The 14,343-nt window shown below is 70.4% G+C and carries 11 protein-coding genes and 1 pseudogene; 5 read left to right on the top strand and 7 right to left on the bottom strand.

Annotated features, from left to right (window positions below):
* Positions 1-18 precede the first annotated feature (18 nt).
* Complete coding sequence (locus ACFXKZ_RS13360; RefSeq protein ID WP_379999675.1) at positions 19-291, top strand: exodeoxyribonuclease VII small subunit; 273 nt, start codon at positions 19-21, stop codon at positions 289-291.
* A 157-nt stretch (positions 292-448) separates the two neighbouring features.
* On the opposite strand, the gene ACFXKZ_RS13355 is transcribed toward ACFXKZ_RS13360, so the two are convergent.
* Positions 449-3,214, bottom strand: a complete 2,766-nt coding sequence (locus ACFXKZ_RS13355) for an immune inhibitor A domain-containing protein (protein WP_379999673.1) — start codon at positions 3,212-3,214, stop codon at positions 449-451.
* A 357-nt stretch (positions 3,215-3,571) separates the two neighbouring features.
* The gene (locus tag ACFXKZ_RS13350) at positions 3,572-4,096 is read right to left on the bottom strand and encodes a DUF4245 domain-containing protein (protein WP_379999671.1); all 525 of its coding nucleotides are present in this window, start codon (positions 4,094-4,096) and stop codon (positions 3,572-3,574) included.
* 216 nt (positions 4,097-4,312) lie between these two features.
* On the opposite strand from ACFXKZ_RS13350, the gene glpX reads away from it, so the two are divergent.
* Positions 4,313-5,344, top strand: coding sequence for a class II fructose-bisphosphatase (glpX, locus tag ACFXKZ_RS13345; protein ID WP_379999669.1), 1,032 nt, complete (start codon positions 4,313-4,315; stop codon positions 5,342-5,344).
* A 255-nt stretch (positions 5,345-5,599) separates the two neighbouring features.
* Positions 5,600-7,636 (top strand): MFS transporter, encoded by a 2,037-nt coding sequence (locus ACFXKZ_RS13340; RefSeq protein WP_379999667.1) that lies wholly within the window; start codon positions 5,600-5,602, stop codon positions 7,634-7,636.
* 7 nt (positions 7,637-7,643) lie between these two features.
* Here ACFXKZ_RS13340 and ACFXKZ_RS13335 read toward each other — a convergent pair whose 3' ends face one another.
* A complete protein-coding gene (locus ACFXKZ_RS13335; protein WP_379999665.1) occupies positions 7,644-7,928 on the bottom strand; it encodes a WhiB family transcriptional regulator in 285 nt (94 codons plus the stop codon).
* 196 nt (positions 7,929-8,124) lie between these two features.
* Here ACFXKZ_RS13335 and ACFXKZ_RS13330 point away from each other — a divergent pair, with 196 nt between their 5' ends.
* On the top strand, positions 8,125-8,607 hold the full coding sequence (locus tag ACFXKZ_RS13330; RefSeq protein ID WP_379999663.1) for a MarR family winged helix-turn-helix transcriptional regulator: 483 nt from the start codon (positions 8,125-8,127) through the stop codon (positions 8,605-8,607).
* Positions 8,608-8,670: 63 nt separating this feature from the next.
* On the opposite strand, the gene ACFXKZ_RS13325 is transcribed toward ACFXKZ_RS13330, so the two are convergent.
* The 4 genes and pseudogenes from ACFXKZ_RS13325 to ACFXKZ_RS13310 all read right to left on the bottom strand — a co-directional run bounded on the left by ACFXKZ_RS13325 (position 8,671) and on the right by ACFXKZ_RS13310 (position 12,796).
* Positions 8,671-10,329, bottom strand: a complete 1,659-nt coding sequence (locus ACFXKZ_RS13325; protein WP_379999661.1) for a fumarate hydratase — start codon at positions 10,327-10,329, stop codon at positions 8,671-8,673.
* 59 nt (positions 10,330-10,388) lie between these two features.
* Positions 10,389-11,102, bottom strand: a complete 714-nt coding sequence (locus tag ACFXKZ_RS13320) for a hypothetical protein (RefSeq protein ID WP_379999659.1) — start codon at positions 11,100-11,102, stop codon at positions 10,389-10,391.
* Positions 11,099-11,792 (bottom strand): annotated as a pseudogene (locus ACFXKZ_RS13315) (RNA polymerase sigma factor). Before ACFXKZ_RS13315 ends, ACFXKZ_RS13320 begins: the two are co-directional and overlap by 4 nt.
* A 26-nt stretch (positions 11,793-11,818) precedes the next feature.
* Entirely contained in the window at positions 11,819-12,796 is a 978-nt protein-coding gene (locus ACFXKZ_RS13310; protein ID WP_379999657.1) for a DMT family transporter, read from the bottom strand.
* 145 nt (positions 12,797-12,941) lie between these two features.
* Between ACFXKZ_RS13310 and ACFXKZ_RS13305 the strand changes: the two genes are divergently transcribed.
* Positions 12,942-14,333 (top strand): PLP-dependent aminotransferase family protein, encoded by a 1,392-nt coding sequence (locus ACFXKZ_RS13305; protein WP_379999655.1) that lies wholly within the window; start codon positions 12,942-12,944, stop codon positions 14,331-14,333.
* Positions 14,334-14,343 lie beyond the last annotated feature (10 nt).

The raw sequence follows: 14,343 nt of genomic DNA, 5'->3' as shown, positions 1-14,343 counted from the left end.
ACGAACTAGGCTGGCGCCATGAGCGAGCAGCAGACCGCATCCGTGCCGGAGGACGAGGCGCCGGCCTACGAGCAGGCCCGTGACGAGCTGATCGAGGTCGTGCGCCGCCTGGAGACCGGCGGTATCACCCTGGAGGAGTCGTTGGCCCTGTGGGAGCGCGGCGAGCGGCTCGCCGTGGTCTGCGAGCAGTGGCTCGACGGCGCCCGGGCCCGCCTGGACGCGGCGGTCCGCGCCGAGCGCGCGGGCGCGGACAACGGCGCGCCGGACGAGTCGGCCGAGCGGGACGACTGACCCGCCGACCGACCCGAGGCACCAACGGCACGGCAAAAGGGGCGCCCCCACTCGGGAGCGCCCCTTTCGTCCTACGAATCCCACGGATCCACCGGATCCAACGGATCCACCGGACCTACCGGTTCCACCGCCGCGCGACCGTCACGCGCGGAGGAACCTACTTCTGCGCGGGCAGGATCCAGACCACCGCACCGGAGCCGCCCGGAAGCGGGACGACGGGCAGCACGGTCACGCCGTAGCCCTTGTCGAAGCCCGGGTTGCCCGTGCCCAACTCGGAGCCGTGGAACAGCTTGCCGAACGCGTCCTTGTCCGGCGTGCCGTCCGCCTTGGTGACCTTGGTCGTGTACGGCGCCTTCGCCGGGACCACGGCCGAGCCGTAGCGGTCCTTGGGCAGCGCGCGACCCTTGTACATCTCGGTGCCCGGCGCCCAGCCGACCGTGTCGGTGAACAGCGTCACCGGCTTCTGCGCCTCGAACGAGGTGCAGTACTTGGTGCCGGGGATGCAGTCCGTGAACGGCGTGGTCTTGGTGAAGCCGAACGCCGCGTTGGCCGACTGCGACCGGGAGCCGAGGTTGCCGAACACGTTCTTCGACTCGATGCCCGGGGTGTTCGGGTCGGGCTTGGGGAACTGCGCCGCGGCGTCGCCGGAGAAGCGCAGCGGGTCCGGGTGCGAGTCGACGATCAACAGCTCACCCTTCGGACCCCACGAGGGCCCGTTGTTGATGTTGAAGTTGACGCCGTTGTTCTGGTACTCGTTGTCGCGCAGCCACACCAGCATGCCCGGCGCGTTGTACGGGACCCGGTTGGTCTTGCCGTTCTCGCCGGCGGTGTACGCGTACTTCAGGCCCTCGTCGAAGCCGGACAGGTTGCGCCACTCCAGCAGGTAGTACTGCTCCCGCTCGAAGGTGCCGTTGGTCCGGCCCCAGCCCTCGCCCTTGGTGATGGCGTTGGTGCCCTTGATCGCGGTCCAGCCGTTGTCGCCCTGCTCCACGTCGTCGGACCACACGGTGGTGCCGCCGTTGGTGAGCGAGAAGTCGTCGGCGAACCAACCCTTCTCCATGAAGGCGGCGTCGGTGTTGAGGTCGAGCCGCAGCTTGATGTTCTGGCCCGCGTACGGGGTCAGGTCGACGTTGTCGTGCCGCCACCCGTTGCTGGAACCGGTCAGACCGCTGGTCTTGCGGAACGTGGCCAGGTTCTTCTGCGGGTCCGGGTAGTCCGCCGGCGTGCTGACCAGCGCGCCCGCCTCGTCCTTGACCGCGAGCTGCTTCCAGGTGGCGCCGTTGTCGGTGGACACCTCGACGAAGCCGAAGTCCCAGTCCTGCTCGATGACGTAGTCGTTCCACATCCAGAACTTCACGTCGGAGCCGGCCGGCACCGCGATGTTGCGCTCGATCCGGACGTCGGACCAGGCCTGGTCCTGACCGGAGTACCACATGCCGTTGCCGCCGTGCGGCTTGCCGACCGCGACCTGCTTGTTCGGCAGGTTGACCCGGATGCCCCGCGAGGTGCCCTTGGGCGTCTTCGCGGCCTGACCCAGGGTGGCGACCTTGGGCCGGTCACCGACCTTGACCAGGTCCGGGGTCAGCCAACCGAGCGCGTATTTGTCCCAGATGCCCATGTGCGCGGGCTGCGACTGGAACAGCGGGCCGGTGTGCGAACCGGCCGACATCAGGTCCCAGAAGTTCAGGTCCGTCTGCCCGCCGCTGAAGTTGTCGTACAGGTCGGGGAGTCCGAGGTCGTGGCCGAACTCGTGGGCGAAGACGCCCACTCCGGAGTCCTCGGGCTGGACGATGTAGTTGGCGATCTTGATGTTGCTGCCGGGGACCTGGTGTCCGAAGAGCACGGTGGAGGCGTGTGCCCAGATGGCGTAGGTGCCCTCGGCGCCGCCGCCGGCGGACTTGTCCTTGCCGGCGTGGACCAGGACCAGGTGGTCCACCACGCCGTCCGGCTCCTGGGTGTTGCCGTCGTGGTCGGCGTCGCCCGGGTCTTCCTTGTCGTAATCCGCCCACGGGAAGCTCGGCTGCGACTTGGCCAGCTGGTCCACCGCGTCGATGGCGAGCTGCTGCGCGCCGAGCGGGTTCTGCGGGCTGCCGCTGTTGTCCTGCTGCGCGTTGCCGCAGGCGCCCGCGCCGTACCAGGCCTCGGAGTGCGGCACCTTGATCCAGGAGGTGGCCTCGCCGGAGACGGAGTACTTTCCGGCCGACATCTCCTCGTACATGTTGCGCATGGTCTGGCCCGCGAGGCTGATGCCCGGCTTGCCGTCCGGCCCCTTGAGGTCGGTGCGCATGCGCTCGGTGATGCCCTCCTTGGAGTAGAGCATCTTGTTGTAGTGGGCCTGGTCGAAGTTCGGCACCCACTGCGTGTTGTTGTCGTTCGGGTTCAGCGCCGGGTTGGGCAGCTGGTTGTGCAGCGGCCCGTTCTTCACCGTGCCGGGGGGCTCGGTGACACAGGTCGGGTCCGACACGCTGGTCGGGCGCTTGTACCCGGAGAAGTCGTCGTTGGCCTGGTCGTTGAACTCGACCAGGACGGTGAGCAGCTTCGCGTTCTGCGTGGCGTCGGCGGGCTTGCCGCTGCGCTCGGCCTTGATCTCGGCCGGGCTCTTGCCCGTGCGACCCGCCTCGGCCTCGAGCTCCTTGAGCTGGGCGGCGGCGCGCGGGTTGCCGTCCGAATTCTTGCGCTTGGTCGCGGCGTTGCGCTCGTTCTGCGCCTTGAGCGCCGCCGCCTTGGCCGGATCGTCCGGCAGCGCGCTGGTGTCGATCGCCGCATCGACGGAGTTGACGTAGTGGTCCTCGGGGCCCGGGTTCCACACCGCCTTTGTGGTGTCCACGCGCGTAGGCGTGGCGGATGTCGAGGGCGCGGTCGTGGCCGCGAGGCCGGTGATCGCCAGCGCGGACACGGACAGCAGTGCCACGCGGCGCTTCACCCGCCGGACGCCTTGGGGCGGCGTCGCACCCCTCCCGGGTATCAATGGACTCAACGTGCTCCCCTTTCCGACCGGGGGGCCATCCCCCGGACGCAAAGCGACGCCGCGCGGGATCTGATCAAGCGCACACGGCGTCGGGACGGCTCGGAAAGCCCGGCGGACCTGTGCCGGCAACCATCGGGTCACGACGGCGCCGACGCATGTTCGACCGGGCTTCCGGACCCTAGGGGCGGGAGCAACGAACGGGGCAGGGGAGGACGTTGGGTCTTTACAAAACCTTTACAAGCACCTGCGCAACATGTGCACTGGGCCGCCCGAATCGCCCCGATACGTCGGACGGATCTCGCGTATATCGGCTCAGGCGCCGGCCGGACGCAGAGATGCGGCGAGAACGGTCAAATCCTCGAAAGTCGCGTTGCCCGTGACCATCGTGGTGACACCGTCGCGCACCCGGACCAGCGAGCGGTACTTGGGGCCGTCGTACGCCTTCCACTGCTCGCCGGCCACGTCCCGATCGCCGATCGGCTGGCCGCGCTTGCCCTTGTCCCGGACCAGTTCGTCGCTGAAGCCGTTGCTCTGCTCCACCGCGGCGTACTTCTCGGCGGGGTTGATGAACCCGATGTGCCACTTGGTCTGGTTGCGGTCGAGGCCCTGGTAGTCCACCGAGGTCGCCCGCCAGCGCTCGTCCAGGCCCTGCGGGGCGAGCAGCGGGTACGGGGCCACCCGGGCCGCCTGTCGGAACGACGTCTCGTAGGCGACCCGCCGCACGGGATCGCTCTCGTTGTGCGGAGCCACCAGGAACAGCGCACCGACCACAAGGCCGCACGCGCCCAGGGAAAGAACCATGTCTCGAACGGTCTCGCGACCCGACTTCCTCGCCACCCGAACATGGTCGCATTGCCCGCCGGCCGGTTCCGCACGGCCTACCCGCACCGATACCACCGCCCACCGATAACATCGGGGCAATCCCGTTGGAACCAGTCCGGACCCGGGCCGCGCGATCGCCGTGCCACCCGCACCCGATGGCGCACACGGCTCCGGGGGATCAGGGCACCCCTCGTGGTCACGGATCGGTTCCCCTACAGGAAGGCCCGCCGCATGACGGACCAATCTGTACCCCCGCAACTCGAAGTCGCTCCGGAAGCTCCGGATCGCAACCTCGCGCTGGAACTCGTCCGGGTCACCGAGGCCGCCGCGATGGCGGCCGGCCGGTGGGTCGGTCGGGGCGACAAGAACGGCGCGGACGGCGCCGCGGTGAAGGCGATGCGCAGCCTGATCCACACCGTGTCGATGAACGGCGTGGTGGTGATCGGCGAGGGCGAGAAGGACGACGCCCCGATGTTGTTCAACGGCGAGCGCGTCGGCGACGGCCACGGGCCCGAGTGCGACGTCGCGGTCGACCCCGTGGACGGCACCACGCTGACCGCGAAGGGGATGAACAACGCGGTCGCGGTGATGGCGGTGTCCGAGCGCGGCAGCATGTACGACCCCTCGGCCGTGTTCTACATGGAGAAGCTGGTCACCGGCCCCGAGGCGGCCGACGTGGTGGACCTGACCGCGCCGATCGCGGAGAACATCCGCCGGGTGGCCAAGGCCAAGCACAGCGCCGTCGAGGACGTCACGGTCTGCATCCTGGACCGCCCGCGGCACGACTCGATGGTCAAGGAGATCCGCGAGGCGGGCGCCCGGATCAAGTTCATCACCGACGGCGACGTGGCCGGCGCGATCATGGCGGCCAAGGACGGCACCGGCGTCGACCTGCTGCTCGGCATCGGCGGCACGCCCGAGGGCATCATCGCCGCCGCCGCGATCAAGTGCATGGGCGGTGTGATCCAGGGTCGGCTGTGGCCCAAGGACGCGGCGGAGCGGGCGAAGGCGATCGACGCGGGGCACGACCTCTCGCGCGTCCTGCTGACCGACGATCTGGTGCGCGGCGACAACGTCTTCTTCGTCGCCACGGGGATCACGGACGGCGAACTCCTGCGCGGGGTGCGGTATCGGGCGAGCACGGCGCTGACCTCGTCGCTGGTGATGCGGTCGAAGTCCGGGACGATTCGGCAGATCGACAGCCAGCATCGGCTGGCGAAGCTGCGGGCGTACAGCGCGATCGACTTCGACCACGCGCGATAGGCCTTTGCGGCCGGTGAATTGACCCCGGCCTTCGGCCGAGGGTGGCCTCGAACGCCGGCCGGGCCGGATTTTGGCTCGGTCGGCGTTTGGCGCGGAGGCTTGGGTGATTGCGAGGCCGCGCGATTGCGAGGCTTCGTGATTGCGAGGCTGCGGTCGGGCTTTCGGTCGGGCCTCGCCCCTTGTCCCACTAATAGGCGCGGATTTTGTACCTGTTTGTGGGGATCCTCCTTGAGCGTCGATCGAGGAGGCCACCGGATGAGCGCGCCACAGCGCAGGCATGGCAGCAGTCCGGCCGGGGTGGAGGCCGCGCCCCGACTCGGGTTGGTGTTGACCGGGCTGATGCTCGGGATGTTGGTGGCCGCGCTCGATCAGACCATCGTCTCGACCGCGCTGCCGACCATCGTCGGCGACCTCGGCGGGCTCAATCACCTGTCGTGGGTGGTCACCGCGTATCTGCTCGCGTCGACCGTGAGCACGCCGCTGTGGGGCAAGCTGGGCGACCTGTTCGGGCGCAAGAAGCTCTACCAGGCGTCGATCGTGATCTTCCTGATCGGCTCGGTGCTGTGCGGCATCGCCCAGGGCATGACCGAGTTGATCGCCTTCCGCGCGATCCAGGGGCTCGGCGGCGGCGGGCTGATGGTGTTGTCCCAGGCGATCATCGGCGACGTGGTGCCGCCCCGCGAGCGCGGGCGCTACCAGGGCCTGTTCGGCGCGGTGTTCGGGGTGACCTCGGTGGCCGGGCCGCTGCTCGGCGGGTTCTTCGTGGACCACCTCACCTGGCGCTGGGTGTTCTACATCAACCTCCCGATCGGCGCGATCGCGCTCGCGGTGATCGCCGCCGCGCTGCACACCAAGGAGGTACACACCCGGCCGAGCATCGACTACCTCGGCATCACCCTCCTGGCCACCGGCACCACCTGCCTGATCCTGCTCAGCACCTTCGGCGGCACCACCTATCCGTGGGGCTCCGCACAGATCGTCGGACTGGGCGTCGCGGCCGTGGTGTTGCTCGTCGCCTTCGTCGTGGTCGAGCGGCGCGCGGCCGAGCCGGTGCTCCCGATGACCCTGTTCCGCAACCGGATCTTCTCGGTGACCGCGGGCATCGGCTTCATCGTCGGCTTCGCGATGATGGGCGGACTGAGCTTCCTGCCGCTGTTCATGCAGGTCGTCAACGGCGCCTCGCCGACCGAGTCGGGCCTGCGGTTGCTGCCGATGATGGGCGGACTCCTGGTCACCTCGATCGTCAGCGGTCGACTGATCAGCCGGACCGGCCGGTACAAGATCTACCCGATCCTGGGCACCGCCGTGATGGCGGTCGGCATGTTCCTGATGTCGCGGATGGACGAGTTCACCACCACCGCCGCCTCCTCGCTGTACATGCTCGTCTTCGGCGTCGGCTTGGGCCTGGTCATGCAGGTCATCGTGCTCGCCGTGCAAAACGCCGTGCCCTACGCCGAACTCGGCGTGGCCACCGCCGGCGCGACCTTCTTCCGCTCCATCGGCGGCTCGTTCGGCGCGGCCATCTTCGGCACCATCTTCAACAACCGCCTGGCGGTCCATCTGCGCGAGGCCGCCGCGCGCGGCGAGGGCCTGCCGCCCGGCACCGCGCCGGGATCCTCGTCCGCGATCAACCCGGCCGAATTGAACCGGCTGCCGCCCGCGGCCAAGACCGGATTCATCCACGCGTACGCGCAGTCGCTGCAAACCGTCTTCCTGGCCGCCTCCTGCATCGTGTTGGTCGCGTTCGTGCTGTCGTTCCTGCTCCGCGAGGTGCCGCTGCGCGAGGCCACCCGCGAGACCGAGCAGACCCCGTTGATGTCGCCCACCGCGCGCAGTTCCGTCGACGAGATCGAGCGGGCGATGGCACAGATGGTGCACCGGGAGAACGGCTGGTCACGCTACGAGCGCATGATCGGCCGCTCGGGCGTGGAGTTGTCGGTGCCGTGCGCGTACGGGCTGGTGCAACTCGACCTGCTCGGACCGATCTCGATCCCCGACCTCGCCGTCCGCATCCACGAGCCCGAGGCCAGGGTCCGCCGCTACGCCGACGAACTGACCTTCTCCGGGCACGTCGAGCGGCTCGGCGAGGGCACGATGGTGCTCACCGCCAAGGGCCACGAGACGCTGGAGGCGCTGGTCGAGGCCCGTCGGCAGATGCTCACCGAGGTGATGGCGGACTGGTCCCCCGAACAGTCCGAGGAACTGAGCGCGCTGCTGCGCAAGTTGGCCCGGCTGACCACGGACACCCCGCACGACCACATCGTCGGCGAGGCGGACCGGCACCCGGGGTGACGGCGCGTCAGTGATAGGCGCGCCGGCGGCGCACCGCCCCACGCTCGTTCGGCGTCAGGCCGCCGCGGACCCCGACCGGGTTGGTCTCGGCCAGGGCGCTTTCCCGGCATTCCAACAGGACCGAGCAGCGTGCGCAGACGCGTTTGGCGTCCTCCTCGCGGGCGAGCCGGGCGACCACGGGTTCCCCGGGGTAGCCGAGAAAGATCTGCCGGTCCACGCTCGCACACGCGCCGGCCGGCGGCGGTGTCCAGGTGGCGCGGGCGCTGCGGATGATGTCGATCCGTTCCGTCACGCTGTGCTCCTCACGTCGGCTGGTGGGCTCGGTGGGTGTCGCCTACCCGACGAATTCCCAGGCATGCGTGCCGGCGTGACAAGGCGACGACAAGTAACCACAAGGAAACGTCAAGGAAACCGAGGGCCCACGGCCCCACTTTCCGAACCGCGGAAAACAGCGTCCATGTATTTGATAGCCATGTACTGTTTTCGCCATGAGCACGACGACCGAAGGGGCGACGCCCGGCTTTCTGGTGTGGCGTCTGTCGATGAAGTGGCGGGTGGCGGTGGATCGGGCCGTCGGGCCGGTGGGGCTGACCCACGCGCAATACTCGCTGCTGGCCTCGCTGTACGGCATGGCGCGCTCCGGCCGACAGCCCAGTCAGCGCGAACTCGCCGACCACACCGGTCTGGAGGCGCTCTACGTCTCGAAGCTGGCGCGCACCCTGGAGGGCTCGGGCCTGATCGAGCGCACCCGCGACGCGGCCGACAGCCGGGCGATACGGCTCTCCCTCACCGAGCACGGACACGAGGTCACCGGCCGCGCAATCGGCATCGTCCGAGAGCTGCACGAACGTTTCCTGGCCCCGCTCGGCGGCCCCGGCAGCCCCCGCACCGCGGCCTTCACCGCCGAGTTGGCCGCGCTGCTCGACACCCCGCTCGACCCCGACCCCGCCGAGGGATCCGGCGGGGCCTGACGACGGCCGCGGCCCGGGTGTCGAACCTGCTCGACACCCGGGCCGCGACGAAGCCGACCGGTCTCACGGCCGCCGGTTGATTTGGAACGTCGGCGTGGTGACGTCGGCGAAGAAGTCCTCGCCCTTGTCGTCGACCACGATGAAGGCGGGGAAGTCCTCGACCTCGATCTTCCAGACCGCCTCCATGCCCAGCTCCGGATACTCCAGGACCTCCACCTTCTTGATGCAGTCCTGGGCCAGGCGCGCGGCCGGGCCGCCGATCGAGCCGAGGTAGAAGCCGCCGTATGTCTTGCACGCGTCGGTGACCTGCTTGCTCCGGTTGCCCTTGGCCAGCATCACGAACGAGCCGCCCGCGGCCTGGAACTGCTCCACGTAGGAGTCCATCCGCCCGGCGGTGGTCGGGCCGAACGAGCCCGACGCGTAGCCCTCGGGAGTCTTCGCCGGGCCCGCGTAGTAGACCGCGTGGTCGCGCAGGTATTGCGGCATCGGCTTGCCCGCGTCGAGCAGTTCCTTGATCTTGGCGTGCGCGATGTCGCGCGCGACCACGACCGGGCCGGTCAGCGACAGCCGGGTCTTGACCGGGTACTTGGACAGCTCGGCGCGGATCTCGCTCATCGGCCGGTTGAGGTCGATCTGTACGACGGCGTCGTCGAGGTCGTCGTGCGTGGTCTCCGGGAGGTACTTGGCCGGGTCGGTCTCCAGCTCCTCCAGGAACACCCCCTCGGCGGTGATCTTGGCCAGCGCCTGCCGGTCGGCCGAGCAGGACACCGCGATCGCCACCGGACACGACGCGCCGTGCCGGGGCAGCCGGATCACCCGCACGTCGTGGCAGAAGTACTTGCCGCCGAACTGCGCGCCGATGCCCATCTGCTGGGTCAGCTTCAGCACCTCGGCCTCGAACTCCACGTCGCGGAAGCCGTGCCCCAGCGGCGAACCCTGACCGGGCAGCGTGTCCAGGTAGCGGGTGGAGGCGTACTTCGCGGTCTTGAGCGCGTGCTCCGCGCTGGTGCCGCCGACCACGATCGCCAGGTGGTACGGCGGGCAGGCGGCGGTGCCGAGCGAGCGGATCTTCTCGTCCAGGAAGCGCAGCATGCTCTGCGGGTTCAGGACCGCCTTGGTCTCCTGGTACAGGTACGACTTGTTGGCGCTGCCGCCGCCCTTGGCCATGAACAGGAACTTGTACGCCTCGCCCGGGGTCGCGTAGAGCTCGATCTGGGCGGGCAGGTTGTTGCCGGTGTTCTTCTCGTCCCACATGGTCAGCGGGGCCATCTGCGAGTAGCGCAGGTTCAGCTCGGTATAGGCGTTGGCGATGCCGCGCGACAGGTGCTCCTCGTCCCGCCCGTCGGTGAGCACGTGCTGCCCGCGCTTGCCCATCACGATCGCCGTACCGGTGTCCTGGCACATCGGCAGCACGCCGCCGGCCGCGATGTTGGCGTTCTTGAGCAGGTCGAGCGCGACGAAGCGGTCGTTGGCCGACGCCTCGGGGTCGTCCAGGATCCGCGCGACCTGGGCCAGGTGCCCGGGGCGCAGCAAGTGCGAGATGTCGCGCATCGCGGTGCGCGCGAGCAGTCGCATCGCCTCGGGATCGACATTGAGGAACCGGCGTCCGCCCGCCTCGAACGTGGACACGCCGTCGGCGGTCAGCAGCCGGTAGGGCGTGGTGTCCTCCCCGAGCGGCAGCAGATCCGTGTAGGCGCTGAAGGAGTTCTCAGGGGCGGACATCGTGATCCTCACTCATGCGGTAACGGGGCCTCGTCCAGAGTAGAGCGGCCCCGGATCGCTCACGGCTTCGAGGTCACCGCCGGGGTCGGGTAGTACGCACCCGGCGAGTACGGACGGTCGTCCTCGTGCTGCGACGGCGGCACGTAGCCGGGCCTGGGTTCGAGTTCGCACGGCCCCACCGGACCGGTGGCGAGGGCGTAGGACCCGATGGATCCGGAACGGTCGGAGTCGCCGTAGTAACCCTCGGTGAGCACGAGTGTGGTGCCGGGCGGGATCAACCCGGGCACCAGTTCGTGCCACCTCTGCTTCATCTCCTCGAGCGCGGCATCGTCGAGCCCGTCGCCGGTCGCGACCGGAACCTCCTTCCAGTGGTAGATCGCGGTGAGGTCGTCGCCCGACATCGGGTATTCGACGAAGCGCGGCTCCCGGCATCGCTTGCTCGCCGGCACGTAGTCCACGACCACCGCGACGCCCAGCTCGCGCAGTCGTTGTTCGAGCGCCTTGGGGTTGCGGAACTCGACCACACGGAACAGGATCCGCCCGTCGTCCTTCCGGATCACTTTGAAGGGTCGGGCATCGGCCGAGGAGCCCTCGCCCAGCAGGGGCGCGCCGACCGCGATGCCGGTCGCGAGCAGCACCGAGGCGGCCAGACCGAACACCGTCCGCCGATTTCGCCCGAACCGCCGGCCGGGCTCGACCGGCGGCGGCACCGTCTCGTCGGCCGCGGCCACCTTCCGCAATTCGTCCAGCAGTCGTTCCTCGAAGGTGCTCATGCCTTCGCCTCCGCTCGCAAAGCCGTGCCGGGGGTGCCCTTCGGGTGGGTCGCAACGCGTGCGCCGCCGATGCGCCAACCCTCGGGCGGCACCGGACGGGTCGGCTCCCGGTCCCGCGCCGGCTCCTCCTGCGGCTCCCCCTTCAACTCCTCGGTCAGCCGCCGTCGGGCCCGGTGCAGCCGCACGCGCGCCGACACCGGTCGGATCCCGAGCACCGCCGCCGCCTCGGTCACGTCCAACCCGTCGACGCTGACCAGTTCGAGCACCGCGCGATCGGCCTCGGACAGCCGCTCGATCGCCCGATAGGTGCGCCGAGCCGCCGCCTCGGCGTCCAGCCGCTCCTCGATCCGCACCAAGTCGTCGTCGTCGACCAGACGCCGGCCGGCTATCCGCCGCGACGCCTGCTCCTCCCGTGCGGCCCGCCGCCGCTCGCTCGCGACCACGTTGCGAGCCACCCCGTACAACCAGGCCCGCTCGCCACCCGGGCCGCCGCGATAGCTCGCCCGTGTCCAGCACGGCGAGGAAGACCTCCGCGGTCAGATCGGCGGCCGCGTGCGGATCGCCGACCCGGCGGGCCACGAAGCGATTCACCGCGTCGATGTTTCTCCGATAGAACGCCTCCAGCAGGGCCGGGTCGCGAGCGATCCCGGTCACCTCCCGAATGCCCTGTTCGGCCAAGACGCCCTCCACGGTTCGCTGAACCTCGATGAACACTGTCATCGGTTTGTGGGCGGCAGCTCCGCGGTTGTTGCGGCCGGCGCGGAGATTTCCTCGACCGATTGCCCGGCCGGCTCCACGTTCGGCGCGTCCGGCTCACCCTCCTCCGCACGCAGCCCGAGGACCACGCCCACGCCGACCAGGAGGGCGCCGGCGAATTGGCCGATCGTGGGTGTACCGGTGCCGAGCACCAGGCCGGACAGCGCGGCCGTGACCGGCACCAGACCCATGAACAGCCCGGCGCGCTCCGGCTCGACCCGGGCCAGCGCCGAGTACCAGAGCAGGAACGCCCCGGCGGTGAGCGGCAACGCCAGGTAGAGCAGCGCGACCAGCTCGGTGCCCGACGGCGTCCGGATCAGGTCCGCGCCATCGGTGAACACCCCCACCACCAACATCTGCGGAATCGCCATCGCCGTCGCGTACGCCGCGATCCGCCAGGCACCCAACCGCGGCAGCAGCGGCACCGCGATCAGCGTGAAGCCCATCTCGCACAGCGCCACCCCGCACGCGAACACCAACCCGACCGCCGTCCCGCCGCCGAGCCCCTGCACCACCGCCGCCCCCGCCACCACGAGTACCGCGGCGGCGAACACCGACCGACTCGGCCGGCGCCCGCCGAGCAGCGGCGCCACCAGCACGAGCAGCAGCGGCGTCGCGCCCAGGATGCTGCCGACCGTGGCCGGGTCGGCCCGATCGAGCGCGGCGAACAGGCACAGGTTGAACACCGTCTGCCCGGACAGCGAGAGCAGCCCGAGCCGGACCAGCTCGCGCCGGGTCGGCCGCAGCAGCGGGATCCGACGCACCCGCAACACCCCGAACAACACGAGCGCGGCCAGCGTGTAGCGAAGCATCTGGCCGCCGGTCACCGGATAGTCGCGCAGCACCGCAGAGACACCGGCGGCGGCGCCGATCAGCCCCTGCGCGGAGGCCGCGCACAGCAGACCGATCGAGCGGGGGGACATCGAGGAGGGCGTCATGTGCCGTAACGTTAGGAAGCCGGTGGAGCCCTCGGCAGAGCCACTTCCGCCCCGAAAAACCGGACCACTTCGGGGCGGTGGGCCCACCGCCCTCCCGTCCTCCGGGGCGGGCGCACGAACCCCGGCCACCCCAGGGCAGGCACCCATGCGCGAACTCCTCGTCCACCTCGACCGATCCGCGGGCCGCCTCGGCGCCCAGGTGCAGTCGGGTCTGCGCGAGTCGATCCGCTCGGGCCGGCTGCCCGCCGGATTCCGGATGCCGTCCACCCGTGCGCTCGCGGAGAGCCTGGACGTCTCCCGGGGCATGGTCGTCGACGCCTACGAGCAACTGGTCGCCGAGGGCTACCTGGTCTCGCGGCACGGCTCCGGCACCCAGGTCACCGCCGCCTGCACCGCGCCCCAGCCGGCCGCCGCGCCCGATCCCGACGCGGCCGTCCCGATCACCCACGACCTCAAGCCCGGGGTGCCCGACCTGTCCGCGTTCCCGCGCTCCGCGTGGCTGGCCGCGACCCGGCACGTGCTGAACACCGCCCCGCACCGCGCGCTCGGCTACCCCGGCCCGTCCGGCGCGGGCGAGTTGCGCGCCGCGCTGGCCGACTACCTGGGCCGGGTCCGCGCCGCCCAGGCCCGGCCCGAGCACATCGTGGTGGTCAACGGCGTCGCCCAGGGCCTGTCCCTGGTCTCCCAGGCGCTGCGCCGCCTCGGCCGGGACGTACTCGCGGTGGAGGACCCCTCCAGCGACCGGCAGCGCGGCATCTTCACCACCCACGGCCTGGCCGTCGCCTACGCCCCCACCGACGCCGAGGGTCTCGACGTCGCGGCGCTGGCCCGCACCGGCGCCCGGGCGGTGCTGGTCACCCCGGCGCACCAGTACCCCACCGGCGTGGTCCTGTCCCCCCGCCGCCGCGCGGCCCTGGTCGCCTGGGCCCGCACGCACGACGGATTGATCGTCGAGGACGACTACGACGCCGAGTTCCGCTACGACCGCGACCCCGTCGGCTGCCTCCAGGGCCTGGCGCCGGACCGGGTGGTGCACCTGGGCTCGACCAGCAAGGCGCTCGCGCCCGGGATGCGCCTGGGCTGGGCCGTACTGCCCGCACCGCTGATCGAGCAGATCCACGACCTGAAGACCAACGCCGACCTCGGCTCGGCCACCCTCCCCCAGCTGACCCTGGTCCGGATGCTGGCCACCGGCGCGTACGAGCGGCACCTGCGGGCGATGCGCGCGCACTACCGCGCCCGCCGCGACGCGGTGGTCGAGGCGCTGTCCGAACACCTGCCGGCCGCCCGGGTGCACGGCGTCGCCGCGGGCATCCACCTCTACGTCGAACTGCCGCCCGGCTCCGACGAGTCGGCCACGGTACGCCGGGCCGCGGCGCTCGGCGTGCGAGTCGAGCCGATGGCCGACCTGCGCGCGTTCGCGACCGGCCCGCCGGCGGTGATCATCGGTTACGCCGGGTTGTCCCCCGACCGACTGCGCGAGGCCGTGCGCCTGCTCGCGCGGTCCGTACTCCCGGCGGATGCACCCCCGGGCTAGATTTGACCTC

Origin of the sequence: Embleya sp. NPDC059237 (genome assembly GCF_042754105.1) — a bacterium.
Taxonomy (GTDB): domain Bacteria; phylum Actinomycetota; class Actinomycetes; order Streptomycetales; family Streptomycetaceae; genus Embleya.
The sequence above is the reverse complement of the archived record's forward strand: the minus strand, read 5'-3'. Positions and strand labels throughout refer to the sequence as shown.

Excerpts from the sequence above, each read along its gene's own strand:
- ACFXKZ_RS13360 (WP_379999675.1), top strand. The coding sequence starts at position 19 with ATGAGCGAGCAGCAGACCGCATCCGTGCCGGAGGACGAGGCGCCGGCC.
- glpX (WP_379999669.1), top strand. The coding sequence starts at position 4,313 with ATGACGGACCAATCTGTACCCCCGCAACTCGAAGTCGCTCCGGAAGCT.
- ACFXKZ_RS13340 (WP_379999667.1), top strand. The coding sequence starts at position 5,600 with ATGAGCGCGCCACAGCGCAGGCATGGCAGCAGTCCGGCCGGGGTGGAG.
- ACFXKZ_RS13330 (WP_379999663.1), top strand. The coding sequence starts at position 8,125 with ATGAGCACGACGACCGAAGGGGCGACGCCCGGCTTTCTGGTGTGGCGT.
- ACFXKZ_RS13325 (WP_379999661.1), bottom strand. The coding sequence starts at position 10,329 with ATGTCCGCCCCTGAGAACTCCTTCAGCGCCTACACGGATCTGCTGCCG.
- ACFXKZ_RS13320 (WP_379999659.1), bottom strand. The coding sequence starts at position 11,102 with ATGAGCACCTTCGAGGAACGACTGCTGGACGAATTGCGGAAGGTGGCC.
- ACFXKZ_RS13310 (WP_379999657.1), bottom strand. The coding sequence starts at position 12,796 with ATGACGCCCTCCTCGATGTCCCCCCGCTCGATCGGTCTGCTGTGCGCG.
- ACFXKZ_RS13305 (WP_379999655.1), top strand. The coding sequence starts at position 12,942 with ATGCGCGAACTCCTCGTCCACCTCGACCGATCCGCGGGCCGCCTCGGC.